Here is a 22,873-nt window from a genome sequence, read left to right as displayed (position 1 = left end):
TGGGGCATCGGCCCCCGTTTTGCAAAGCCCCCCCCCCCCCCTACATTAGACGGTCAAATCTGCCGTTCAGTTGCGCCTTCAGCAAATCTAGTCAGACACCTATACGATTACGGTTTTCAGTATAGCATAGTCCAAAGAAGTCCGTTATCGAACTTGGTCGCCATATTTACTATATTATTACTTATGTTCACCGTGTATATTTCTATGACAGCTTTCTTTCTTATATAATTAAGAGCCGCCCGGCATGCTCTTCGGCATCGCAGGGCGGCTCAAGGTTCCGGCTCGTTACCCTTGATTGTCGTCGCCGGTCCGATCCAGAATAAGATTGGTAACGGAAGTCGAGTCGCCGCGATCAATTTCTTCCGGAGTCGCTTTTTCTTTCAAATTATCCAGCTCCATGCCGGGCGCGAAGGTTGGCCCGAATTGCTTCTTCTGCCTATTCGTCATCATGGACAACAATCCTTTCACCGTAGGCTCTCCCTTATTGTTCCTGTCCAGCCCGAATCTATGTGCCCTCTCGATGATAACTCGACATTTTTCACAAAAATGCAATCATTATTCAAGCATATGTTGCTCCTGCGCATCCCTATCGGCAGTATACAATTGCCCCGACCATGCCAACGTTTCCTCCCCTTCCTTGTGCCGCGTCGTGTATCGGCTCTTCAACCACTGCTCTATCAGCCAATTCATCTCCAATGCATTCTTGGTCGGAATTTGATGCTTTGCCTTTGGGATCCAGTACAATTGGCTGTTTGGCAGACCATGATGCAGGATAAGTGCATATTTGTGGAAACTTCTGTCGCTTTGCCCGTAAATGAGCAGCACCGGCGCCTTGATGTCCTGCAACCGATCCGTGCAATTGTAGGTCAAGCTGTACTGGTAATATTGCCTCCAGTTGGCACTATTGCCTCTCCTCGCCGCTCGCTGAAGATTCTTAAAGGTAAGGCGACTGTCGGCATTCCCCCTGGTGATTGCCCATAATATAAGCGACTTCGCCTTCAAGCGCGTCAAGGCGGCCGCCGCGCGAATCCGGCCGCGCAGCCACAGATCGCTCGCTTCGGACATCGCGCTGATCAGCACGCCGCCGAGAAACCTCTCTGGGTCGGACAAAAGCGCCTGCAGCGCGATCGATCCTCCGGTAGAGTAGCCGCCAACATACGCTTGCTTCACGCCCAGCTTATCCATCAGGGCGAGCATATCTTCGACGATGAGCCGGTACGTGATCGGCTCGTCGGACGGTCCGCTGTATCCGTGGCCCCGGATATCGAACGAGATCAGACGGAAGCTGTCGGACAGTTGGACCATCTGGTAATTGAAATTTTCCGATGTCAGCAATGGCGGATGGATCCAGATGATGGGCACCCCTTTGCCTCGCACATGATAGTGCAGGCTGACACCGTTCAAGCGGGCAATCGGCACCCCGGACACCTCTCTCAAATGTATTGTTAGGCTCAGGGTGCCCTGTGCGAACAAGGTTTATTCTTGGACTTGCAGCCGGTTCAAGTGTTGGATAGCCGTCTCCAACTGGTCGCAGCAAGATCACAGCGTCTACTACCGGTTCAGATTGGCAGGCATCGCAAGTCTACAGCAAGCTTTGCAGCAGACTCTTATCTTCTTCCTTATCCACATGGCCAACCAGACGGTCAAGCCTGCTAATCTGGTGACCGTATTCATACAAGGACGCGGCCACGATCGACAACCGCAGCGCTCCTTCCGCGCCGTAATGCAGTGCCTGGGTCATGAAGCGTTCGTTCTCCTGCTCCAGATTGGTAATCTCGCTGCTGTCGGGCTTGACCTTATCCTCGAACTTGAGCAGGACATGCTCATGGCACTTCATAAGCAGTCCCAGATGACGATCAAAGTACAGATCGGATTCCTTCGTCCGGGCCGACTGGAAATAATGCTCCTCGATGATATGCAGCACTTCGATGCCTTTACGCAGCGTGTTTAGCAACTGTTTGTACACGACAATGCGGCGCGTATGCCGGGATTTGGCCTGCTTCAGCTTCTTCGTCTCCTCTTCGAACAGCTTGTATTTGTCCGAGATCGATTTCATGGAATCCTCCAGCTCCTGCTTCTCGACGCGGAACGCGCTCTCCTTCATCTCATCCGAAATGGCGGTGCGCAACAGAAGCGACATCCGTCTGAATACATTCTGAATTTGCCCGATAAATTGCGCCTGCGGATTCGGTGGAAAGAATAATATATTGATTAGAAATGCCGAACCAATGCCAATCAGCGTCAGCGCGAACCGTCCGAGCGCGAAGTTCCATTGCCCCGATGCTTCCATGACCGAGATGACGGTGACCAGGGTCAGCCCTATCGTCTCCTCCATCTTCATTTTTAGACAGATAATGATGACCACGATGCACGCAATCCCTACCGCAATCGGCTCGTTCGAGAATGCCATGCCGGCCAAGAGAGCGATCGCGGCCCCAAGTGTATTCGTCTGCAGTTGATCGAGAAAATAACGCCATGACCGGTAGATGGACGGCTGCATAGCGAAGATGGCCGCCACTGCAGCAATCACCGGCGTTTTGAATTGCAAATATTGACTGATGTATAAGGCGAGCGTAACGGCGATCCCCGTCTTCAACACCCGGGCGCCAAAAGCCATGGGCCTCCCCTCCTCCTATCCTATCCATATGAACGAAACTCCATCACATGCCTTGTCTGGACAAGGTTATATTTTATCTGATCTTATTGTAAAAGCAAGTCCCAATGGCGGCAACAGGATAACACGACAAAACAGCGGCACCTTCTCCCGGTGCCGCTGCTACGATGCGATATTTACTTGTTAACCTGTGAACTCTTGAACCCATTCGCCATTGTAGTACGCGACGCCAATCGCTGTATAATCGGGATTCAAAATGTTTTGGCGATGGCCTTCGCTGTTCATCCAAGCGTTCATAACCTCTTCTGGTGTACGCTGGGCTTTTGCGATGTTCTCTCCGGCAGTGCGGTATTGAATGCCCTGCCCCTTCATCAGATCGAACGGCGAACCAAGCGTCGGCGATTGATGGTCAAAATAGTTGTTATCATACATATCTTGCGCCTTAATCATCGCCACCTTCATCAGATTCTCATCTGACTGAAGCGGATTCAGGCCGGCTTGGGCCCGTTCCTTGTTGACCAGATCCACCACTTGATTCGCAAAGTCGGACTTATCCGTTGCCATATTATTATCCGTACTTGGCGCTGGCTGGGCCGGCTCCGTCTCAACTGGAGCAGGCGTCGGCTTGGATTCCGGCTTGTTGACGACGCTGCCTGGATCTTGAACCATCGGCTGCTTCACGTCGGACTGCTGGCTGCCGTTATTCCATTCCTTCGCCAGCTTGTCCAACCATGCTTGCCAATCCGCGGAATTCGCCGGTTCCGGAATATCGGCCTTCACATTGACGCCATTGACGTTGACCCTATAGCAATTCGGGCTTTGCGCTTGGACCGCATCCGTCTGCGGCGCCGCGAAGCTGGAACCTGCTGCCAGGACCGGAGCTAGCGCGATGACGCTGATTACTGCGACTTTTTTGAATGTATTCTTTTTCATGAATTGCATCTCTCCCTTTGCAGCCTACGAGGTTAGCTGTCGGGTTCGGGTCAAAGAGGTCACCCCTGACGCAAGTATGCATCTTCACCCCAGAAGTTGGTTCCCCCGCGCTCTTCCGAGCTTCGGCTTGATTCGAATTCGTATACATCGTAACACGAATAGCAGGAGAGAGTATGCTATAATATATGGCACTATATTAAGATTTTGTTGCCTGTTGTAATCTATTAAGGATGAGTCTCAAACGTACAAGTAAACCGTTCCACACCCGGGTCGATTTCGCCTAGACTCTCAATCGTAAATCCGATATTTCGGTAAAAATCGACCGCATCCTCATCCGTCACGGCCGTGACGATATCCGGCTGCTCCTGATGTATGAGCTCCAAGATCATGCCCCTGCCAAACCCTGCGCCTCGCAGCTCCGGATGGACGGCGATATGAAGAATCTCTATCTCCTTCCCATACTTCCGGAAACCGATTAGGCCTACAACCTCGCCTTCGCTCTCATACCCCCACAACTCGTCTCCAGGATGCTGCTCATACTTTGTCAATACAGCTTCTACATTTTCTGGGTCGGGAAAAACAGACAGCTCGATGAGATCGCGAATGTCCGCCTCTCGCAGCTGCGGCTTCACATTGATGAACATGGTTACATTCCTCCTGCCAACTCATTTATTCCGCACCACCTGGGTCTGCCCGCCGCTTCTCCAACTGCGACACACCTCCGCAGCAACCACGCGATTCCCTTGGCCCAGGCTTACAGCTGCGTATCGTCTACCTCATGTAACCATTGTTCGATAACGCCGATGACCGAGGCCACGCATCCGTCCTCGAACGGAGAGATGAGGCCGGCTACGGCGACAAGTTCGGTGAAGGACTGGCTGCCGCCAGCTTGACACAGCTTTACATAATCGGCCCATGCCGCTTCGTAATCTTCATTCATGCGCTTCCAGAACTGGAAGGCGCAGATTAGGGCCAGCGTGTAATCAATATAATAGAACGGCGACTGGAAAATATGTCCCTGCTTGTGCCAGAATCCGCCGTGCTCCAGGTAATCCATGCCCTCGTAATTGCGGTGCGGCAAATATTTGCGCTCGATATCGCGCCAAGCCGCCTTCCGCTCCGCCGGCGTCGCGTCCGGATTGTCGTAGACGAAATGCTGGAACTCATCAACCGATACGCCGTATGGCAGGAAGAGCAGTCCCGATGACAAATGATCGAATTTATACTTCTCCGTCTCCTCTTCGAAGAACAGGTTCATCCATGGCCAAGTGAAGAACTCCATGCTTATGGAATGAATCTCGGCCGCCTCGTATGTCGGCCAATTGTATTCCGGCACCTTGAAATGTCTGCTCTCATACACCTGGAAGGCATGCCCGGCTTCGTGGGTCAACACATCGATATCGCCCGAAGTACCGTTGAAGTTGGAGAAAATGAACGGCGCTCCGTATTCGCTTAAATAGGTGCAGTAGCCTCCGCCCTGCTTGCCTTTTTTGCTGACGAGATCCATTAGACCGTTGTCAATCATGAACGTGAAGAATTCGTTCATCTCTGGCGACAACTCCGCATACATCTTCGCCCCGTTCGCGATAATCCAGTCTGGATCGCCCTTCGGTATCGCATTGCCCGTCTTGAAGCTGAGGCCTTCGTCATAGAAGCGCAGCGTGTCGACGCTGAGCCGGTTGCGTTGGCGCTCACGAAGTTTGGTCGCTATCGGCACAATCTCATCCAACACCTGCTTGCGGAAGTTAGCGACCATCTCGGCGTTATAATCAGTGCGGCACATACGTGCATAAGCAAGCTCGACGAAGTTGGAGAAGCCCAGCTTCCTCGCCATCTTCGTACGCACCTTCACCAATTCGTCATAAATTCGGTCAAACTCCCCCTCATGCTGTGCCATGAACTGGTAACGCGCTTTGGACGCGCGCCGTCTCATTTCCCGATCCGGAGACTGCTCGAACGGTGTTAACTGCGCCAGTGTGCGCTTCTCGCCCTCAAATGGAATCTTCGCCGATGCGATCAGCTTGCTATATTCCGTCGCCAGCTTGTTCTCCTGCTGCAGATCTTCAATGATATCCGCTTGGAACGTCTTCACCGACAGCTCTGCTAATTGGAACAATTGGTTGCCCCATTTCTCTTCCAGCTCGGCCCGGAATTTCGAGCCGGTCAATGCCCGGTAGTAATCTGTTATGTATTCCTGGAACATCGGCGTGATCTCGTCCATATAATCCTGCTCCGCCATATAGAACTTATCATTCGTGTCGATGGAATGACGTATGGCGACAAGTTGGCTTTGGGTATCGAACACACTGCGCAGCTTGTTGACTGCCTCCATGGCCCGATCCTGCTCTTCAAGGCTGTCCGCCGCATGGAAGGCCTGCAGATGCTCTTTGAACCGCTTGCCGATCTCCGCCATATGAGGACGCTCATAACGATACTCGCGAATTGTCATGCTACTACACAACCCTTCAAAAGGTAGTCATACTCCTCCATTATACTGAATAACCCATCCTGATGACTACGCTCCAATTTCCACAACGTACGGCCGCCTTATTTCAGTCTAATGCCGACATAATGTTCCGACACAGGAGGGTGCTCCAAAAAGGGCTGCAGCAGCATGCTCCACTCAAGGTAGGCTTCCGATGCCGTAAAGCCCGGCATATGATCCTTGAACGAATTCCACTCGACGATCATCATGTACTTATCCGCAACCTCCACACATTTATGGAGCTCGTGCTTCATATATCCCGGCCGCTCCGCCAAAATCACCGATGCCTCGCGAACGCTGCTCTCAAAATCGTTCGCCGTTCCTGGTTTGACATAGAACATCGTCATATGCACAATCATCGTTTCACTTCTCCCTTCCCCTTGATTGGAAGAACCGCCGTTCCAGGCTGTGCTGTCATCCTTATTTACAGCAAGCGGATTCCCTTGATTTATTATGGAAGGGATTCCACCGACTATCCTATCAGAAATTACGCGCATGGGGAACCATAACGATATAATTAGACTTGAAAAATGACAACAAAAAAAATTATTATTATAATTAACGATATAAAATAGATTTTTTATTCAAATAAAACCTTTTTTATTGTTTCCCAGTATTTTTTTACTTATTTTGTTCAGAAATTGTTCACTCCTAACCTCTACAATTCGAAATAAATACATAGTCAAAAAGGGAGGTACTCATGGGCAGACCTAGAATGGCAACCCAACGATTGTGCAGTGAAGAAGGCTGCAAGGATCGTCACTATGCGAAAAATTTGTGCAAATACCATTATCATCAAATGAGGCGGGCGGTACAAAAAAAGAAAAATAGTGATGTCCCTGGCACTCCTGACCTTGAGCAAATCGTTCAATTTCATTGATCAAACAGCTTGGGGGCTGCCTTAAGGTCCATAAGACCTTATCGTCAGCCCCCGGGCTTAGTTGTCTGTTTCGTACGGAACACAAAATTTGACGCAGGTTCCTTCTATCGGGTCGCTGCGGACCGATATGCCCGTACCGAACAACTGCCGCAATCGGTAGTCAATGTTTTTGAGCCCGATTCCGCCGATCGCGCTCTTCGCCAGCAGTTGCCCCTGCCACTCGGCCGAGATACCGACCCCATCATCGCAGACCTCAATGCAATAATGTTTGTCCTCCACATAGACGCGAATATGAATCGTGCCACCGCCCATTCGTTTCATAATCCCATGATGAACGGCGTTCTCCACGATCGGCTGGATGGATAGCGGCGGGATACGCAGACGATGCGATTCAGGCAGATCAATTGTAAATTGCAGCCGGTCCCCGAACCTGATTTTCTCTATGTATAAATAAGAACGTACCAGTTGAAGCTCTCGTTCGAGCGGTACCAATGGCTCAACATTATCGAAGCGGAAGCTCTGCCGCAAATAATTGCTGAATTCGACAAGCAGTTCGCGCATCTGCTCTGGATCGTCTTCACTGAGCGAGACAAGCGAGTTCAACGTGTTGAAAATAAAATGGGGCTTGATTTGCGCCTGCAAAAAAGCCATCTCCATGCGGAAGCGCTCATTCGCCGAATGCTTCATCAGCAGCAGCGTCCGCACGCGGGCCTGCAACTCGGCAGAGTCGATTGGCTTCCCCACAAAGTCATTCGCTCCCGCCGAGTAGGCGGCGAGCGCATCATCGGTCCGCCCCCTTCCCGTCAACATCAGTACCGGCAGCTCAAATAAAGAATGCATCTCCCGTATGCGTCGGCATACTTCCAGGCCTGACATGCCAGACATCATCAGATTGAGCAACACCAGATCCCAGTTCTGGAAGTGCCGAATTTGCACTAACGCCTCTTCCCCGCTGGAGACCGTGGTAAGCAGAAATCGATCAGGGGAGAGCAGATTTTCCAATACCTTCTGATGAATCGGATCATCATCGACGATAAGAATATAGGCCTCGCCAATCTCGTCAACCGTGAAAGAAGGTGAAGGCGCATCGAACACGATCTCTTCCGCAATCTCCGAGCCGAAATGCTCCTGATACTCCAGCGGCATCTGCACGGGAACCGCTGACTTGCCATTTTCCTTTCTCACCAGTTCCCCCTCAACCCCTTGCTGTTGTTCAGCGATGGGCAGACGGAAATAGAACGTTGAACCGCGGCCTACGTCTGAGGTCACGCCTATGGTTCCGCCATGAAGCTCCACCAGCCGCTTTGTGACATTCAGACCGAGCCTTCTGTCAAAAAAAGAAGAACGATTCGGCATATCCTGCTCATACGTATCGAAGATACCTTCCATCTCCGACTGCGTCATTCCGCCTCCCGAATCCGCGATACGAACCTCAACTGCTTCCTCCAATGTCAGGGCCGACACCGTAACTGTGCCCTTCTTCGTATTCTTCACCGCATTGTGCAGCAACTGGGACATAATCTGCTTCAATCGCTGCTCATCAGCCAGCACCGGCGGAAGCAAGTCATCCAGCTTGTTGCATATTACAATGTCTCGAGACATTATAATAAAGCGGGTAATCTCTATCACAGTGGTGACGGTTCTCCTCAGATCAAGTTCTTTCACATGGATGAGCATCCTTCCTTCTTTCAATGCTGACCAATCCTGCAGATCGCTGATCAATCTGGTCATATGCTTCGCGACAAATACAACGATTTGCAAATCTTCCTCTTGCTTGACCGACAGGTTGCCGTGTGTACCTTCCAGCAGAGATTGCACCAAATTTGTAATCACAAGTAGCGGCGACTTCAATTCCTTGGCAATCGCTGCCATAAATTCTGCATTCGAGCGTTGCTGGTTGGACCATGCTTCGGCCAATTCCTTCTCTCTTCGATAGGCAACGAAATGCGGTCTTGCATGAAGGAAGACTAGCGCGCAAATAAAGAAGATAAAGCTCACATCATACAGCCGAAGCGACGCATGTACGCCAAATATTCCACCGTATACCGCAAATCCTCCCGCCACGATTGCGACCGTCAACAGGTAGGCATACATCTTACCGGCAACCAGCGATCGAAGCACCAGCCTATAGTATAGATAAAGGAATAAAGCTAGAAATATTCCATGAGTTACCACAGACACGGCAATGATGCCGTACGTATGCTTCACCAGCAAAAGGACGATGGTTCCCAGCATAGAGACGAATGCCGCAAATCGGGCTTTCTGCGGATGAACATCGCAGCGACGCCTTCGCGATGCATAGAGCAGCAGGAACAAATTCATGCCGATCGACGCCAATGTCATCAGCTTGTAGCGCCAATAGAAGGACAGCATCGGGAACAGCATCGCTCCCCATCTTTCTCCAAAAATAAGAACGAACCCTATCGCAGACATGCAAAAAAGAATAAAATATTGCCACCCGGGCTGCGACAATCGGAACAGATGCATAAGTATCGTATAAAAAGCACCCAACAATAAGGTCAATAGAATGCTCATTTCCAGCACGAGTTCGAGGTTCCGTTCCAAGTTCACTTGCTGCGGCAGTCCAAATGATAACGGCCTGGCGATAGCTACGTACCAGACGGAGTCTGACCTGTTGATCTGGATCATCAGATCGATAATATTGCTATTCGTATGCGCATAGGCAACATAGGAGGTGTTGTATGACGTATTAGAATGGAAATCGTCCGGGGTGCTAATACGCAGGCCATTGACGATCATGTTGTGGGAACTCATCATGGATTTCGCATAAAAAGAAAATATCTGTTCCGCGCTGTGATCAAGCATAATTCGCAATCGGTATGTGCCATATGTAGAGAATGGCCGGAGGCCCGTCCATGCGCTGTCGATTCTCCAGGGGTCCGGTACTTGGATGAAGACGGGCTTGGCACCGAGGGCAGCGATCTGTGAAGCGTTCGAGAATATCCTGTCTGGATAAAATCCCCATTCCCCCTTCAGTTTGATAGGGCCCTCTTGTTCCCATCCGGTGCCGCGGAGATCAAGCACCCCCTGCACCGGCTTCGGAAACGTTCCAGATTCCCGGAAGAAATCGCCGGCCAACACGACATATAGAATGGTCACGAATGCAAAGACGAGTCGAACAACATATAGTTTTGCCATTTGCCCAATCTCCCTACTGTAGTGAAGGCTGCACTTTGGCGGTATCCTGAGAGCCGCAGCGGAGCTTGCTTCGTTTGATTTGCATCATATGTCTGTCCGCCATCTCCACAATATCGCTTAATAATGTTCCCTCCTCCGGATATACCGCACAGCCGTAAGATACCGCAAAAGGAACCGAGGTCTGCTCTGCGGTCAAGCCCAGCTTATTCATTGTGCCGCTGCGGATGCTGCGCAGTTCGCGCTGGTCAGAGCAGGGCACCATGAACAGAAATTCATCGCCCCCCACCGGACGATTTATTTCCTGAAATTTCGATTTTTTCTAATAAACATCAAATATTCTATGATGGCCTACTGAACAAATACTGAATCGTCTTCCCAAGAAAAATAACCGCCGCGGAAGCAGAATCCACGACGGTCGGCGCGATTAAATGCTATTTTTCCATTCCATGTACCAAGCAAATACTTCCCTGCTAGGTTCAATGCCTAATTCTCCTTTTAAATTGTGGTTCAGCAGTTGAAATTGCTTGATGACTTCCCCATAGTTGCCCAACTGCGCGTGAATTTTCATCAATCCGAAATAACTGTCCTCGGTATACGGATATTTCTCCTGGATTTGCTTGTAAAGGGGCATCGCTTCCGTGTATGCGTTCATCTGCATCAAGCATTCCGCCACCTGCTTCGCATGATTGAACCATATTAACCGAAGCCTCTCCTGTTCGCCTTCCGCCCATAAATATTGATGCTCCGCCAAATAATCTCCCCGATAGGCATTCAGCAGCTTCTGATGATCCTGGATCGTCTCGGGAGACACCTGCCGGGCCAGACGCATCGCCTTCTCCCATTCCTCCTTATCCAGCTTCATACCGCCTAATTCAAGCCGGTACCCTTCATCCATATACTTAATGTGGATTCGTAACGCCCTTTGCTTAATGACCTGCCTAATTTGGTAAATTGTCGTATGTAAATGGGCTGATGACTTTTCAAAACGGTAATTCGGCCACAGCAAATCCAGAATCGTATCTTTGCGCAGCGTCTGCTCTCGGTGGTGAAGCAGATACGCAAATAACTCCTGTGCCTTGACCGTCCGCCAGTGAAAGGTTTTCAGCTCCTGTTGGGGAGTAATATAATGCAGATAGGACAATGTACACAGCATCCCCTCAAGCTGGCTGTTCTTCCCTTCTTCGTTAGCGTGTACCGACTTGGCGAGCCGCTTCAGCGTCTTCTCGATGCGGGTCCGTTGTACCGGCTTCAATAAATAGTCTAACGCATTCAGCTCGAATGCCTCAACCGCATATTCGTTATATGCGGTCACAAATACAATATGAAGGTGAGGTTGAATGCGCAAGAGACGTTCTGCCAGTTCCATCCCGTCCATTTCCGGCATCTCGATATCCAGGAAGACAAGATGAAACGTCTCCCGTTCCGCTACTTCCAAGGCCAGACACGGATTCTGAAATGAACCGACGATTTCAATAAGTACTTCCTTTCCAGCCTGTTCCTTCAATAGCTTTTCCATACGTCGCAGCGCTAGCATTTCATCATCGACAAGGATCGCTTTCATGTTCCTTCCCCCTTGCAATCTTGACCGCAGCGGCCTCCATCTCACATCCATCGGACACGCCGGAATCATGCAATGTCCCCCTGGCGGAACGGCCGGGCTCGTCCCTTCCAGCCCCCCGCATCGATGTTGCCGAAGCGATCGCGCAGCCTGCTCTCCTCCATCAATCTAGTCACTCGACCATACGGTCATCTTCACTATAAAGGGACGGGGGAGAAAAAGAAACAGCCTGCGCCTTTTGCTTCAGGCCTGAGAACTACTTCGAAAGGCACGAACGCTTTCATCTTAGTCAAATAAACTAAACAATAACTGAACAAAAGGGAAATCATAAAAAACGCCTTGGAGAGCTACCTCCAACGCGCGATCGAGGGGTTCGTGTCTTTATGCCTATCTTTGATCGGCAGTCCCGCTTCCACTTACAGCCTTACAACGGAAAACGCTGCGGAGAAGGGCCCGCTTCCACATAGACCCGCTGGCTCGGCAGCGCGAGCGAAATGGCCTCTTCCTCGAGTACCTCCATAATCATCAGATTGATCTGCTCCTTGTGCTTCAAATATTCGGCCCATACTGTCGTCTTAGTGAAGTAATAGAAAAAGATACCCAGACTGCTCTCGTTGAACTCGCTGAACCGGACCATGATGACATCCGGGTCTACCGCCTCGTTCTCCCGCAGGCGGGCGTCCATTTTGACGATGGCCGCCTGCAGCCGCTCGCGATTCGAATCGAGCGCGACGTTCAGGGTAAACATGACCCGCCGCTTGCCCATCCGGCTCCAATTCGTAATCGCCTGGCCCGCCAGCGTCGCATTCGGCACCGTGACGAGCGAATGGGCGAAGGTGCGGATTTTCGAGCTGCGGAACGTAATATCTTCGACCGTCCCTTCCACGCTAGGGGTCATAATCCAATCGCCCTTGGAGAAGGGCTTCTCCGTAATAATGACGATGCCGCCCAGAAAGTTGCTAAGCGTGTCCTGAGCCGCCAACGCTATCGCCAGACTGCCCAGACCAAGCCCCGCAACGACACCGTTAATGCTGTAGCCCCACTCCGAGGCGATCATCGTAATGGCAATGATGACCACGAGAAAGCGCAGCACCTTGGACAAAAAAGGAATCAGCATGCTCGACTCATCGAGCCCGAGCCGCGCAGACAGCACGCTGAACATGCTGGATGAGCGGGCCACCATATGATAGAGTCCCCAAGCGATAAGGACGATGAAGGCGTTGCGGTACATTTTGGCGATGGCGGGCATCAAGGATCCACCTGGAGGAAGGACCATGTTGCAGGCCAAATAGATGCCGAGCAGAACAAAAAACCATTGCATCGGCTTCTCGAACGCCGTCAAGAAATGCGTGGCCCCCTTCGAGTACGACAATCCGCGCATCAACAGGGCGAACAGATAGTTCGTGAACAACTTGCGGAACAACAAGAATAGTAGCAATACTCCAGCAGCACTTAGCCACCGTCTCCAACCCATCGTCGCTAACATGCCAGGAATCCATTCATTATGCAATTGGGTGATTCACCTCATTATCTCAAGTTGGGTTCCATTATAACATTGACCACTTGGACGGGAAAAGGCAAGCCGCCGGGACGGGTCGGCACGCTCAAGCATGGGCACTGTCCCCGGCGCGCCCTAAAGGAAGGCGGACCTCATAGGCGGCACGCGGATAAATGTTCTGTTGAAACAAAAGAATGGATTTGTCATCAACCCTGAGCAGATCTTGACACCCACTCCAACAAAGAAAGCTGCCTTAAAACAGCAGATTTATGAATTGATGATTGTCTATGTTAGCCATCATGGTTTTTGTCAATTACATATTAAAAGGCACTAAACAAATGATTCAGCCGAAAAATCCTAAAGGATCAGTGGAACAAGATCGTGTCTATCGCTATGCGATGTCTAAATGGTGGAGAACGATATCAGCTACAGGAAGCAGAGAAAAAGAACGAGTCATATCAAGTGGTTGATGATGATAAATATTGGAAGCTGGGAATGTTTTATTACAACCCTAATGATCCAGCTGTTTGGGTTGAAAAACGTTCCGGACTCGGCCTTACCAACAATTTTGCATGTTGGCAATCTTGGGCATTTTTGATTGGACTTTTAGTTCTTGCTGTTGCCCCACTTGCGCTAGTATTTTTTATTTAAGGTGCAGTATAGTACCCGGCATGAGAAGCCAGATGAATATGGACGGATTCATAAGGAACGCCCAGCTTTTGCAGCGTCTTCGCATTGCTGCCCACCACTGCAACCGTCAGATCGAACACCTTCGCCACCGGGGTCCCGATCGTGCCCCGGTATGGCTGCCCTTCCCGTATTTGTTGTCCGCCACAGTCTGCCCTGACGGTTCATGCCGATCACCTTGAGTGCAAGCTGGGACAGAGGCCGGTTCAGCGTGAACGGATTATGTCCTTGGGCATACTTCCGAAGAATCGCGCACATAACCGCGTCCTGCAGCGGCAGTGTAGCGCTTGCCCTAGCGGGCACACGGCTTCAGAAGGACCTTCATCCAATCCGCCAGCCAAATGCCGATCTCCTGCTCGCTCTCGCCTCCACAAAAAATGTAGGCTGAAATCGATCGTATTACCACCCTATCCCATAATTAGGCGGCATATATAAGCGTTTTCATTTGCATATAACGATTTGAAACGGCAAAAAAATCAATGAATACATAATTTCTCATGCATACGCAATACTAGCAAAGTATGCAACTATCCACAATAAGTAGGAGGCCAACACGATGTACAATGCATCCATCTCATCCCAAATCAAGCAATGCGAGCAAATCATTGCTCAAATGATGCATCAAACGCAGCAAGCATCGCAAATGTACCAACAGTTGATGCAGCAGGAGCAGCAAAATGCTTCCCGTCTGGAAGAGCTGGCACAGCGCGAGCGTCAAGCGGTTCAAATTATCCAGACGGCAATACAAGGCCATCAGACGGCAATGCAGCAAATGCAGCAAGCCACCCATATCTGTCAACAAATGGATCATTCGATACATAGTGTCAGCAACCTTAGCTATGTCCAGCCGTCCTACGCGGCAGGCTCCTATACGAATCGCGCTTACTAATGCCGATTCCCCCGTATATATCGGGCCGCTCTTCAGTGAGGAAGCGGCCCGAACACTATATTCGCGCTGGGGTCTGAATTCCGATTCGGCACGACAACAAAATAGACGCCCGCGGCTGTGGCAGCCTACAGCCCGTACTTCTTCACATAGCCGACGGGACAGTCATAATGGGCGCTGGCCGCCAATCGATCCTGTCCTCCTCCCATACCTTCTCCCCCCGTGAGCCGACCCAGGCTCCGGAGCGTCGACACGGTAGCACGGTAGGCTCGTCGCCCCAGATCCCCGCATACTTCGAGCTTAGTGCGCCTTAGCGGGAGTACGTCAGCGTCGCCAAATCGACTACTTCCTTCGCACTGAGCGCATGCGCATTAATCAACGCGTCTCCCAGCACGATCTGGCTTCCGAATCGGTATTTCCGACCTGAACCGAGACGCCGTTCGGATACGTCAAGACGTATCCTTGGCAGCAGCGTGTTGACGTCCGGCATATTTTCTCACCTGATCGTAATGCTGGTCAGCTCTTTCGCTAAGGAAGACCCTGCAAAGGCCAAATCAAAGTTTTGAAGAGCGTCCGATGAATTTCACCGCTCCTGCCCTTCCGCTGCTTCAGGCTGAGTCGAGGGGAGAATGATGCCGAGCGCCTGCGGCAAGCCAGGCGCTCGGTTCCAAGCCCTCCCGGTTCGCAATGGCGCAGCGCGCTTTCAGCCGGTGCAGGCGTCAATCCGTTCCTGGACAGCCTGATAGCATTTCTTGCATACCTTCAATTCCTGGCCGTCAGATTTCGTCCGGCTGTAAAGCAGCTTGATTCGCGTGCTAGCACAGACGGGACAGGTTCCTCTCCCACGCGCCGGCAGCTTCCACAGCGATTTTCCCCGTTTGTTTTTCGCCATGTTCCCTCTCACCCTCCTTTCCTCATGCTCCCCCCGCAACCGGTTCGTTTACGGGTATGAGGCAGGAGCGACAAATATGACGCGGGATTTCCCCAGCGTGTATTTTTCGCATCGAACCCGGCCAAGACATGGTATGATAGAAGTAAAAGCTTGTTAAGGAGAGGTATCCTCATGAATCAAGTTCGTATCCTAACAGACAGCGCGATCGATCTTCCCCGCTCCATCCTCGAGGAACTGAACATCACAGTGATGCCGATAATCGTAACTCTCGATCAGAATCAATACGAGGACGGCGTTACGATACAACCGAAGCAAATGTTCGACGGCATGCGCCAGGGGCTAGTGTACAAGACGTCCCAAGTTCCGATGGAGCGGTTCCGGCAGACCTTCGCAACCATTGCGGAATCCGGCGAAGAAGCGATTTACATCGCTTTCTCTTCCGAACTATCGGGCACATACGCGTCCTCGCGGATGATGCTCGATATGGTGCAGGAGGATTATCCCGACGTAGCGATAAATATCATCGATTCCAAATGCGCCTCCATGGGCTTCGGCCTCGTCGTCGAGCAAGCAGCGCGCTGGGCGGCCGAAGGCATGTCCCGCGAGCGTCTCGTGTCCAAGGTGCGCGACTTGGCCGCAGGGCTAGAGCATGTATTCACCGTGGAAAATCTAGAGTACTTGTACCGTGGGGGGCGGGTAAGCAAATCTTCCGCCGTGATCGGAGGCTTGTTGAACATTAAGCCAGTGCTGCATGTGGAGGATGGCAAGCTTATCCCTGTAGACAAGGTCAGAGGAAGGAAGAAATCAATTCAGCGGCTGGCCGACCTGATGGAACAGTACGCCAATCTGGATGACAAGGATCAGCTAATTGGGATCGCCCACGGCGACGATACGGAAGCGATGGAGATGCTGAAGCAAATCATTAACGAAAGGTTCGGCATACATAACATCATGACCGGCTCGATCGGCTGCGCCATCGGCGCCCATTCGGGTCCGGGCACACTTGCCCTGTTCTTCCGCAACCGCGCCTATACGGAAGCCGAGTAATCCGGCACAAACAGAAGCCCCGCTCCGAAAAGGATGCGGGGCTTTGCTTTATATCAGCTTTAAGCAACAACGTTCTCCTCTGTCTTCGCCTCCGCCGGCTGGGGCAGCATCACGCCATTGAACAGCAGATTCATAACGAGCGCGGTGAACGTCCCTGCGACGATCCCGTTGTCCGTCAGAATCCGCACCGTGTCAGGCAGGCTGTCGAAGATGCCAGGCGCAACCGTGACGCCAAGCCCCATCCCGACCGAGCACGCGATAACGAACAGATTCTCGTGGCGGTTCAGGTCGACTTGGGAACCGATCATGCGCAGACCGCTAGAGATGACCATGCCGAACATCGCGACCATCGCCCCGCCCAGCACCGAATCGGGAATGAGCAGCGTAAGCGCGGCGATTTTCGGCACGAACCCAAGCAGCATGAGCAGACCGCCCGCGACGACGATGACGTCCCGCGTCTTGACACGGCTCATCTGGATGAGGCCGACATTTTGCGAGAAGGTCGTGTACGGGAACGCATTGAACAGTCCGCCGATGAAGATGGCTATTCCTTCGGCCCGATAGCCGCGGGCCAGGTCTTTTGAATCAAGATCGCGGTCCACGATCTTGCTCAAGGCCATGAATACCCCGGTCGACTCGGCAATGCCGACCATCGCGACGATAATCATCGTCAAGATGGCCGTCGGATTGAACTTCGGCGTTCCGAAATAGAATGGCTGCACGGCATGGAACCAGCTTGCGTCCAGCACAGGGGCGATATCGACCTTACCCATCAGCGCCGCAGCCAACGTCCCGATCAACAGGCCGATTAAGACCGAGATCGCGCGCATGAAGCCTTTCGAAAATTTAGTAAGCAGCACGATAAAAATAAGCACGCCGAACCCGAGCAGCAGATTGTCCGGACTGCCGAAGTCCGGACTTCCCTGTCCTCCGCCCAGATTGCCGAAGGCGACCGGGATGAGCGTAATGCCAATAATGGTGACGACCGAACCGGTCACGACCGGCGGGAAGAAGCGAATCATCTTCCCCAACCATCCACCGAACAGAATAACGAACAGCCCCATCGCCAATATCGACCCGTATATATACGGTATGCCGTACTCCGAACCGATGGCGATCATCGGCATAACCGCCTGGAAAGCGCAGCCGAGGACGACCGGCAGGCCAATCCCGAAAAAGCGGTTCGTAAAGACTTGCAGCAGCGTCGCGATGCCGCACATGAGCAGATCGATCGCGACGAGATATGTTGTCTGTTCCTGAGTAAAGCCGAGCTGGCTGCTGACGATCAGCGGCACGATGACCGCGCCGGCGTACATCGCTAGCACATGCTGGAGACCGAGCGAGAAAGTCTTCAGCGGGTGGCGGTTCTTTTGGAACACCTTGTTGTCCACCATGCTCATTCGGTAGCCACCTCCTGCGCCTCATCGACGAAGACCACGGTTCCGTCCGCAAGCGAGGCGACACGGACCAGCGATTCAACGCGGTAACCAGCAGCCAGCAAATGATCGCGGCCCGGCTGGAACGACTTCTCGATGACGATGCCGAAGCCGACGACAGCCGCCCCAGCGTGCTCGACGATGCGGGCCAGGCCAGAAGCCGCTTCGCCGTTCGCAAGGAAATCATCGATGATGAGGACGCAATCGCCCGGCGAGAGAAATTTTTTGGAAACGGTCACTTCATTCGTCTCTTGCTTCGTGAAGGAGTATACCTTCTCGACATAAATATCGTCGCGCAGCGTCAGCGACTTCTGCTTTCTCGCGAAGATGAGCGGCACATTAAGCTCCAGCGCCGTCATTAAGCCGGGCGCGATACCGGAAGACTCGATTGTCAGCACCTTCGTAATCTGCTTGCCGTCGTAGCGGCGCGCGAATTCTTCCCCGATTTCCTTCATTAGTACCGGATCCATCTGATGGTTCAAGAAGGAATCCACCTTGAGCACGCGGTCGCTTAGCACCAATCCCTCTTGCAGCACTTTGTCTTGAAGCCGTTTCACTGGTCATGTTCCCCTTTCGATAATGGCAGCCTATCCATCTTTTTTCTGTATTTGATACCCTATGCCAATAACAAAAAGCCCACGCCACGCATTTCACAAGGAAATGAGAGGCACAGGCTTGGAGAACCGCTTCGAATCATGCCGGCTTGCGGCATGATCGATTACGGCAGCAGGCCAAATAAGCGGCGCGGCGCGCCCTTCGCGGCAAGCTGTCGAATTGGGTTCCCGTAGTCCAATCATTTCCGGTGATCGGGTAGAGACATGCAGGCCGATTCCTGCACATATACGAGAATAAAGAGTCGCTGCTAATGATAGCCGTCTTCCCCTGCCGGCATCGGCAGAGGAAGACGCATTGTATCGATTGAATATGTCGAGAAGTATACAACAAGTTCACTGGAATGGGAAGAGAAAAGTTCTGAAAATCAATCATACCCGCTCGATGCCCTTTTCCCGCGAGGCCGAACCGAGGCTGCCCTGTATCGACATTTGCTCCAGATCCCATAAGCCTCCGCCTGATTCAAAGTAATGTTGTGAAAATGTTGTACCTAAATGGGTTACAACAAAGGTGACATCATGAATCAATGTCAAGAAAAGGAGCGATTTCCATGAACATCGGAATTATCGGAGCGACCGGCAAAGCCGGGAAACGCATGATGGCAGAAGCATTGGAGCGGGGGCATCAAGTAACGGCGATCGTTAGAGACGCCTCGAAGCTTGCGGATCTATCCACCCCTCGCATATTGGAGAAGGACGTGTTCCAAACCAGCAAAGGGGTGGGTCTTAGACCATCCCTTCCTAATTATTGCCGCTTCGGCTATGGCATCTCCCCGAACAAGCTCATCTGCTTCCACACCGGTCCGATGGTCGGTGGTTCCATCTCGAGCAGACGCATCAACAGGAGCGCATTCGGAGCGGCGTCCCCGCCGGAGTTATTATTGAAAATAACGCAGCACTGCTCCGTCTCGGCCAGCATCGCCAACAGCCGCTCCTTCCACTCCAGCAGTTCCTGCTCGTTGTAACGGTACAAATAGCGGACATCCCGCCAGTTCGCCTGAACCAGCGATTGCCAGTCGGATGAGTTCCGGCCATGCAGGCGAATCAGCGTCTGCCGATTGTCTGTCGGCACCGGCACGATCGGGATCGAGCCTTCTCCAGCTTGCGGCTCGTCGCAGACGCTGTGAATCCAGCCTTCCTCGCGCATGAACGCTAACGTCCGCTCGTGCATCTCCAGCGTGAACCAGCTCTGATGCCGGAACTCGAGCGTAACCGGCAGCGAGTCCATCCACTGCCGGGTGCGGCGCAGGATGTCGACGTGCCTGCGTACGCAGTGGAACCAGGGCGGGTACTGGAACAGCACGGAGTGCAGCTTCCCGGCGGAATGCAGCACCTCGACCGCCTCCCGGCAGGCCTGAAACATGGATTGCGCATTATCGTACGGGATGCGGCCACGCGTATGGCCCGTCATCCCTTGGTATGCCTTGACGACGAAGCGGAATCCGTCCGGAGTCTGGGCCGCCCATCTCTCCATCCGCTCCGGCGACGGGATCGCATAGAAAGAGCTGTCCATCTCGACAACCGGGAACCGCTTGGCATATTCCGCCAGCTTCTCCGTCCCCTTCGTTCCCGGCGGGTAAATATCATGATCCCCCCAGCCGGCAAGTCCAATCTGAATGCGTCGCGATACGGGTTGTTTAATCATGTCCGGCATAGCTATCGACTCCACTCATTCACTTAGGTTTTGTCCGACATTCACAAAGGTTAGTGTCCGCATCTTGCAGATACCCATATCATATCATAGTCGAATTCAGGACAGCCATTGCTCAAGATGCGCCTTCACGATCGCATCATCGCCCCAGTGCGGATCATCCCGCTGGATGCGGTCGATCTTCTCCGCCTGGCCAGGAGAGAGCGTCTCCTCCGGATTGAGGCTCCATATGCCCGGCAGCAGGCCCTGTCGGCCCAGCACCTCGTGAATGCCGGGAATGCAGCCGACGAACGGGTGGGCCGCATCGAACAACATCGCGTTGCAATCGGTCACCTCGATATTGCGGGATCGATCACGCCGGGGAAGTCCGTACCGCTGTAATCGACGCCAACAGTCAGCCGCTTTGTACGTCCAGATTAGCGATACCAAGCAGCACCCTATAGCGCAAATCAATAGCATAAATACATAACATATGTTACCATATTATTGTTAGTTTTAAGCCTTTGAATAAATCAAGGCTATCTCAGCCCATGCTACTCTAGTAGACACAGGAAGGATGATATCAGCATGAACCAAAAACACGCTGCGGCAACGGCCGCCGAGACGATGCGCGCCCGGCATTCGGTGCGCAAATATGTTCCGGGCGTACGCATCCCGGAAGCAGACATGAATGAAATACTTCGCTTAGCCGGAACGGCCCCATCCTCATGGAATTTGCAGCATTGGCGCTTTCTGGTGATCGAGGAAGAGGAGAACAAGCGGGCCCTGCTGGCGATCGCGAACAATCAGCAGCAGATTGTCGACTGCTCCGCCGTCGTCGCTATTTTGGGCGACACGCAAGCGAATCGGGTCGCTGCCGACATCTACGGCGCCCAACTGGCAGCGGGTTCGGTAACGCAGCAGGTGCATGACACGCTGGTCGGCAATATTAATCGGGCCTATGCCTCATCGCCTCAAGTCGGTGTGGAGGAAGCGATCCGCAATGGCTCCCTGGCAGCCATGCAGCTTATGCTCGCGGCAACCGCTGCAGGCTACGCTACATGTCCGATCGGCGGCTTCCACCGGGACGAGCTGATCAAGACATTCCGCATTCCGGAGCGGTATGTCCCGGTTATGCTCGTCACGATCGGGCAAGCGGCTGCGCCCGCTCATCCGACCGGGCGCTTCCCGTTGGAACAGACCGTCATTCGGGAACGATTCCCGGAGCAATTGTAATCTCTCTTGCGCATATTCGAAGCGCCGATGCCCTCATAGTGAACCGGCGCTTTTGCGCATTTGACAACGTGCCAGTATGCGGAACGCAAGGACGCACCATGCGTCAATTCTGTTCGCTCCACCGCATCTTCACATCCAGCTCGCAGCAATTGTTCGGGTTTGTATCGGGCCGCAGCGCGATCAGGATTCCGTCCGGCGTCGCTTTGACCGCAATCGCAACCGAGATCCCCGTTGAACGGAGCAGCCGGAGTACCTCCTGCTCGTGACCGCGTTGAGCCGCGTCCATGACGGAGGCGGCCAGATTTCGATCTCCCTCGATGGCGGATAGCAGCTTGAACGCCTGTCGGGATAGGTGCTTCGATGTCGATGCGGAGGTGATGAACTTACCCGGTCTCACCTCCGGATAGGGAGCAGGCCTGGAGAGCGAATACGTTCCGCTCGCTGCCGCGCTTCCGGGCGCGGATGGATAACGGGATCCGGGCACATAAGGCCCCATGGCGGGCACTCCTTCCACAGACTGGGATATACATCAGCCTATGCGCGATTCGGCAGCCTGTGCGGACGATTTTGCCGAACAGTGCATTGCCGGAATAGACGTCTAGCAGTCGCCTCCACGTCTCCTTCCATAATGCCATTGTCCTTCAAATCATAAGCCAGCGAAAGGTTGCGGTAAGCGGTCTCCCTCAAGATCTTTTGCGGCAGCAGGCGCCACGCTAACGCGTTGGTACCATGTGCAAAGGTTAGTTCAGCCGCCCCGGCCAGTCTGGCTCATGGGTCAGCATGAACTGCTCTGTCGTCAGGTAGAGCACAATCGACGGCTTCTCTTTTAAATAATGTCGCTCGATCAACTTGTCGTAATGAATCTGGCGGTTCCGGGTTCCCGGAATAACCGGCAAATCATCATGTTTCTCCAAATAATCGTCAACCGCTACCTGAACGACGTCAAGGGACAGCGGAATATGCTTGTCTTGTTCCTCAAAAATCTCATAGGTCATGCGGGACATATAAAAACGCTGATCCGAAATTCCCCCAAGGTAACGCTTCAATCGGGCTAAATCAATGCTTTGGTCGGGACGGAGCAGCGTGGTTCGAGGTATTTGCTCCTGCATATCCTGCTCATACTGGAGCACCGCCCGCTTCACCTCGTCCAACGTGACATGAACCGCTTCGTGTCGGGGGGCAGAAGGCTTGCGACGCTTGAACCACCGTATCATCGAATCCACCTTTCTCCTGTTCCTGTAATCATACAGGAGGCAAGAATAATGTATTCGCTTACAGTCCCATTATAACATGGAATGCCTTTGCTTTCCTCTGTTTTCCG

Annotated in this window: 25 protein-coding genes, 1 pseudogene and 2 riboswitches; of the genes and pseudogenes, 6 read left to right on the top strand and 20 right to left on the bottom strand. The window is 52.6% G+C overall.

Annotated features, from left to right (window positions below):
- Window positions 1-285: 285 nt before the first annotated feature.
- The 7 genes from PPOP_RS12695 to PPOP_RS12665 all read right to left on the bottom strand — a co-directional run bounded on the left by PPOP_RS12695 (window position 286) and on the right by PPOP_RS12665 (window position 6,391).
- A complete protein-coding gene (locus tag PPOP_RS12695) occupies window positions 286-468 on the bottom strand; it encodes a hypothetical protein (protein WP_006286873.1) in 183 nt (60 codons plus the stop codon).
- A gap of 87 nt (window positions 469-555) precedes the next feature.
- Window positions 556-1,419 (bottom strand): alpha/beta fold hydrolase, encoded by an 864-nt coding sequence (locus PPOP_RS12690; RefSeq protein ID WP_042228699.1) that lies wholly within the window; start codon window positions 1,417-1,419, stop codon window positions 556-558.
- Between the two features lie 163 nt (window positions 1,420-1,582).
- On the bottom strand, window positions 1,583-2,617 hold the full coding sequence (locus tag PPOP_RS12685; RefSeq protein WP_006286871.1) for an FUSC family protein: 1,035 nt from the start codon (window positions 2,615-2,617) through the stop codon (window positions 1,583-1,585).
- 180 nt (window positions 2,618-2,797) lie between these two features.
- Window positions 2,798-3,556, bottom strand: a complete 759-nt coding sequence (locus PPOP_RS12680; protein WP_006286870.1) for a CAP domain-containing protein — start codon at window positions 3,554-3,556, stop codon at window positions 2,798-2,800.
- Window positions 3,554-3,685: riboswitch (cyclic di-AMP (ydaO/yuaA leader) on the bottom strand. Its footprint overlaps the gene before it by 3 nt.
- Window positions 3,686-3,771: 86 nt before the next feature.
- Window positions 3,772-4,191: a GNAT family N-acetyltransferase gene (locus PPOP_RS12675; RefSeq protein ID WP_006286869.1), complete on the bottom strand. Its 420-nt coding sequence runs from the start codon at window positions 4,189-4,191 to the stop codon at window positions 3,772-3,774.
- Window positions 4,192-4,301: 110 nt separating this feature from the next.
- On the bottom strand, window positions 4,302-5,996 hold the full coding sequence (locus PPOP_RS12670; protein WP_006286868.1) for a M3 family oligoendopeptidase: 1,695 nt from the start codon (window positions 5,994-5,996) through the stop codon (window positions 4,302-4,304).
- A 98-nt stretch (window positions 5,997-6,094) separates the two neighbouring features.
- Window positions 6,095-6,391 carry an antibiotic biosynthesis monooxygenase family protein gene (locus tag PPOP_RS12665; protein ID WP_006286867.1) on the bottom strand — a complete coding sequence of 99 codons (297 nt, stop codon included), beginning with the start codon at window positions 6,389-6,391 and terminating at the stop codon, window positions 6,095-6,097.
- Window positions 6,392-6,732: 341 nt separating this feature from the next.
- On the opposite strand from PPOP_RS12665, the gene PPOP_RS22795 reads away from it, so the two are divergent.
- On the top strand, window positions 6,733-6,912 hold the full coding sequence (locus PPOP_RS22795; protein ID WP_006286866.1) for a hypothetical protein: 180 nt from the start codon (window positions 6,733-6,735) through the stop codon (window positions 6,910-6,912).
- A 57-nt stretch (window positions 6,913-6,969) separates the two neighbouring features.
- Here PPOP_RS22795 and PPOP_RS12660 read toward each other — a convergent pair whose 3' ends face one another.
- The 4 genes from PPOP_RS12660 to PPOP_RS12645 form a co-directional block, all read right to left on the bottom strand.
- Window positions 6,970-10,071 carry a hybrid sensor histidine kinase/response regulator gene (locus PPOP_RS12660; RefSeq protein ID WP_042228697.1) on the bottom strand — a complete coding sequence of 1,034 codons (3,102 nt, stop codon included), beginning with the start codon at window positions 10,069-10,071 and terminating at the stop codon, window positions 6,970-6,972.
- A gap of 13 nt (window positions 10,072-10,084) precedes the next feature.
- Window positions 10,085-10,357, bottom strand: a complete 273-nt coding sequence (locus tag PPOP_RS12655) for a GGDEF domain-containing protein (protein WP_006286864.1) — start codon at window positions 10,355-10,357, stop codon at window positions 10,085-10,087.
- A gap of 138 nt (window positions 10,358-10,495) precedes the next feature.
- Complete coding sequence (locus PPOP_RS12650) at window positions 10,496-11,632, bottom strand: response regulator (protein WP_006286863.1); 1,137 nt, start codon at window positions 11,630-11,632, stop codon at window positions 10,496-10,498.
- Between the two features lie 421 nt (window positions 11,633-12,053).
- The gene (locus PPOP_RS12645) at window positions 12,054-13,139 is read right to left on the bottom strand and encodes a mechanosensitive ion channel family protein (protein ID WP_093471050.1); all 1,086 of its coding nucleotides are present in this window, start codon (window positions 13,137-13,139) and stop codon (window positions 12,054-12,056) included.
- 369 nt (window positions 13,140-13,508) lie between these two features.
- Between PPOP_RS12645 and PPOP_RS12640 the strand changes: the two genes are divergently transcribed.
- Entirely contained in the window at window positions 13,509-13,778 is a 270-nt protein-coding gene (locus tag PPOP_RS12640; protein WP_006286861.1) for a DUF5808 domain-containing protein, read from the top strand.
- On the opposite strand, the gene PPOP_RS25970 is transcribed toward PPOP_RS12640, so the two are convergent.
- On the bottom strand, window positions 13,775-13,906 hold the full coding sequence (locus PPOP_RS25970) for a hypothetical protein (RefSeq protein WP_422730649.1): 132 nt from the start codon (window positions 13,904-13,906) through the stop codon (window positions 13,775-13,777). The two genes, PPOP_RS12640 and PPOP_RS25970, sit on opposite strands and share 4 nt — an antisense overlap.
- A 464-nt stretch (window positions 13,907-14,370) precedes the next feature.
- Here PPOP_RS25970 and PPOP_RS12635 point away from each other — a divergent pair, with 464 nt between their 5' ends.
- Complete coding sequence (locus PPOP_RS12635) at window positions 14,371-14,703, top strand: hypothetical protein (RefSeq protein ID WP_006286860.1); 333 nt, start codon at window positions 14,371-14,373, stop codon at window positions 14,701-14,703.
- Window positions 14,704-15,010: 307 nt separating this feature from the next.
- Here the strand turns inward: PPOP_RS12635 and PPOP_RS12630 are convergent, their stop codons facing one another.
- On the bottom strand, window positions 15,011-15,190 hold the full coding sequence (locus tag PPOP_RS12630) for a hypothetical protein (protein ID WP_006286859.1): 180 nt from the start codon (window positions 15,188-15,190) through the stop codon (window positions 15,011-15,013).
- A 213-nt stretch (window positions 15,191-15,403) separates the two neighbouring features.
- Window positions 15,404-15,592, bottom strand: coding sequence for a hypothetical protein (locus PPOP_RS12625; protein WP_006286858.1), 189 nt, complete (start codon window positions 15,590-15,592; stop codon window positions 15,404-15,406).
- Between the two features lie 171 nt (window positions 15,593-15,763).
- On the opposite strand from PPOP_RS12625, the gene PPOP_RS12620 reads away from it, so the two are divergent.
- On the top strand, window positions 15,764-16,639 hold the full coding sequence (locus PPOP_RS12620) for a DegV family protein (RefSeq protein ID WP_006286857.1): 876 nt from the start codon (window positions 15,764-15,766) through the stop codon (window positions 16,637-16,639).
- A gap of 59 nt (window positions 16,640-16,698) precedes the next feature.
- On the opposite strand, the gene PPOP_RS12615 is transcribed toward PPOP_RS12620, so the two are convergent.
- Both PPOP_RS12615 and PPOP_RS12610 read right to left on the bottom strand, forming a co-directional pair.
- Window positions 16,699-18,039, bottom strand: a complete 1,341-nt coding sequence (locus PPOP_RS12615) for a nucleobase:cation symporter-2 family protein (RefSeq protein WP_006286856.1) — start codon at window positions 18,037-18,039, stop codon at window positions 16,699-16,701.
- Window positions 18,036-18,632 (bottom strand): xanthine phosphoribosyltransferase, encoded by a 597-nt coding sequence (locus tag PPOP_RS12610; RefSeq protein ID WP_006286855.1) that lies wholly within the window; start codon window positions 18,630-18,632, stop codon window positions 18,036-18,038. The genes PPOP_RS12615 and PPOP_RS12610 overlap by 4 nt, the downstream gene beginning before the upstream one ends.
- 208 nt (window positions 18,633-18,840) lie before the next feature.
- Window positions 18,841-18,941, bottom strand: a riboswitch (purine riboswitch).
- 296 nt (window positions 18,942-19,237) lie between these two features.
- Here PPOP_RS12610 and PPOP_RS20645 point away from each other — a divergent pair.
- A pseudogene (locus PPOP_RS20645) lies at window positions 19,238-19,390 on the top strand (NAD(P)H-binding protein); the annotation flags it as partial.
- A 56-nt stretch (window positions 19,391-19,446) separates the two neighbouring features.
- Here PPOP_RS20645 and PPOP_RS12605 read toward each other — a convergent pair.
- Together PPOP_RS12605 and PPOP_RS12600 are read right to left on the bottom strand one after the other, a co-directional pair.
- Window positions 19,447-20,340: a DUF72 domain-containing protein gene (locus PPOP_RS12605; protein WP_006286854.1), complete on the bottom strand. Its 894-nt coding sequence runs from the start codon at window positions 20,338-20,340 to the stop codon at window positions 19,447-19,449.
- A gap of 96 nt (window positions 20,341-20,436) precedes the next feature.
- Window positions 20,437-20,766, bottom strand: a complete 330-nt coding sequence (locus tag PPOP_RS12600) for a hypothetical protein (protein ID WP_199898972.1) — start codon at window positions 20,764-20,766, stop codon at window positions 20,437-20,439.
- 138 nt (window positions 20,767-20,904) lie between these two features.
- Between PPOP_RS12600 and PPOP_RS12595 the strand changes: the two genes are divergently transcribed.
- The gene (locus PPOP_RS12595; protein WP_006286852.1) at window positions 20,905-21,552 is read left to right on the top strand and encodes a nitroreductase family protein; all 648 of its coding nucleotides are present in this window, start codon (window positions 20,905-20,907) and stop codon (window positions 21,550-21,552) included.
- A 103-nt stretch (window positions 21,553-21,655) separates the two neighbouring features.
- Here PPOP_RS12595 and PPOP_RS12590 read toward each other — a convergent pair whose 3' ends face one another.
- Window positions 21,656-22,048: a YuzC family spore coat inner layer protein gene (locus PPOP_RS12590; RefSeq protein WP_006286851.1), complete on the bottom strand. Its 393-nt coding sequence runs from the start codon at window positions 22,046-22,048 to the stop codon at window positions 21,656-21,658.
- 244 nt (window positions 22,049-22,292) lie between these two features.
- Window positions 22,293-22,766, bottom strand: a complete 474-nt coding sequence (locus tag PPOP_RS12585) for a DUF3939 domain-containing protein (RefSeq protein WP_006286850.1) — start codon at window positions 22,764-22,766, stop codon at window positions 22,293-22,295.
- Window positions 22,767-22,873: the final 107 nt, after the last annotated feature.

This window comes from Paenibacillus popilliae ATCC 14706, from assembly GCF_000315235.1.
In the GTDB taxonomy this organism is placed as follows: domain Bacteria; phylum Bacillota; class Bacilli; order Paenibacillales; family Paenibacillaceae; genus Paenibacillus_B; species Paenibacillus_B popilliae.
Note: the sequence above shows the minus strand (reverse complement) of the source record. Positions and strands in the feature narration are given on the sequence as shown.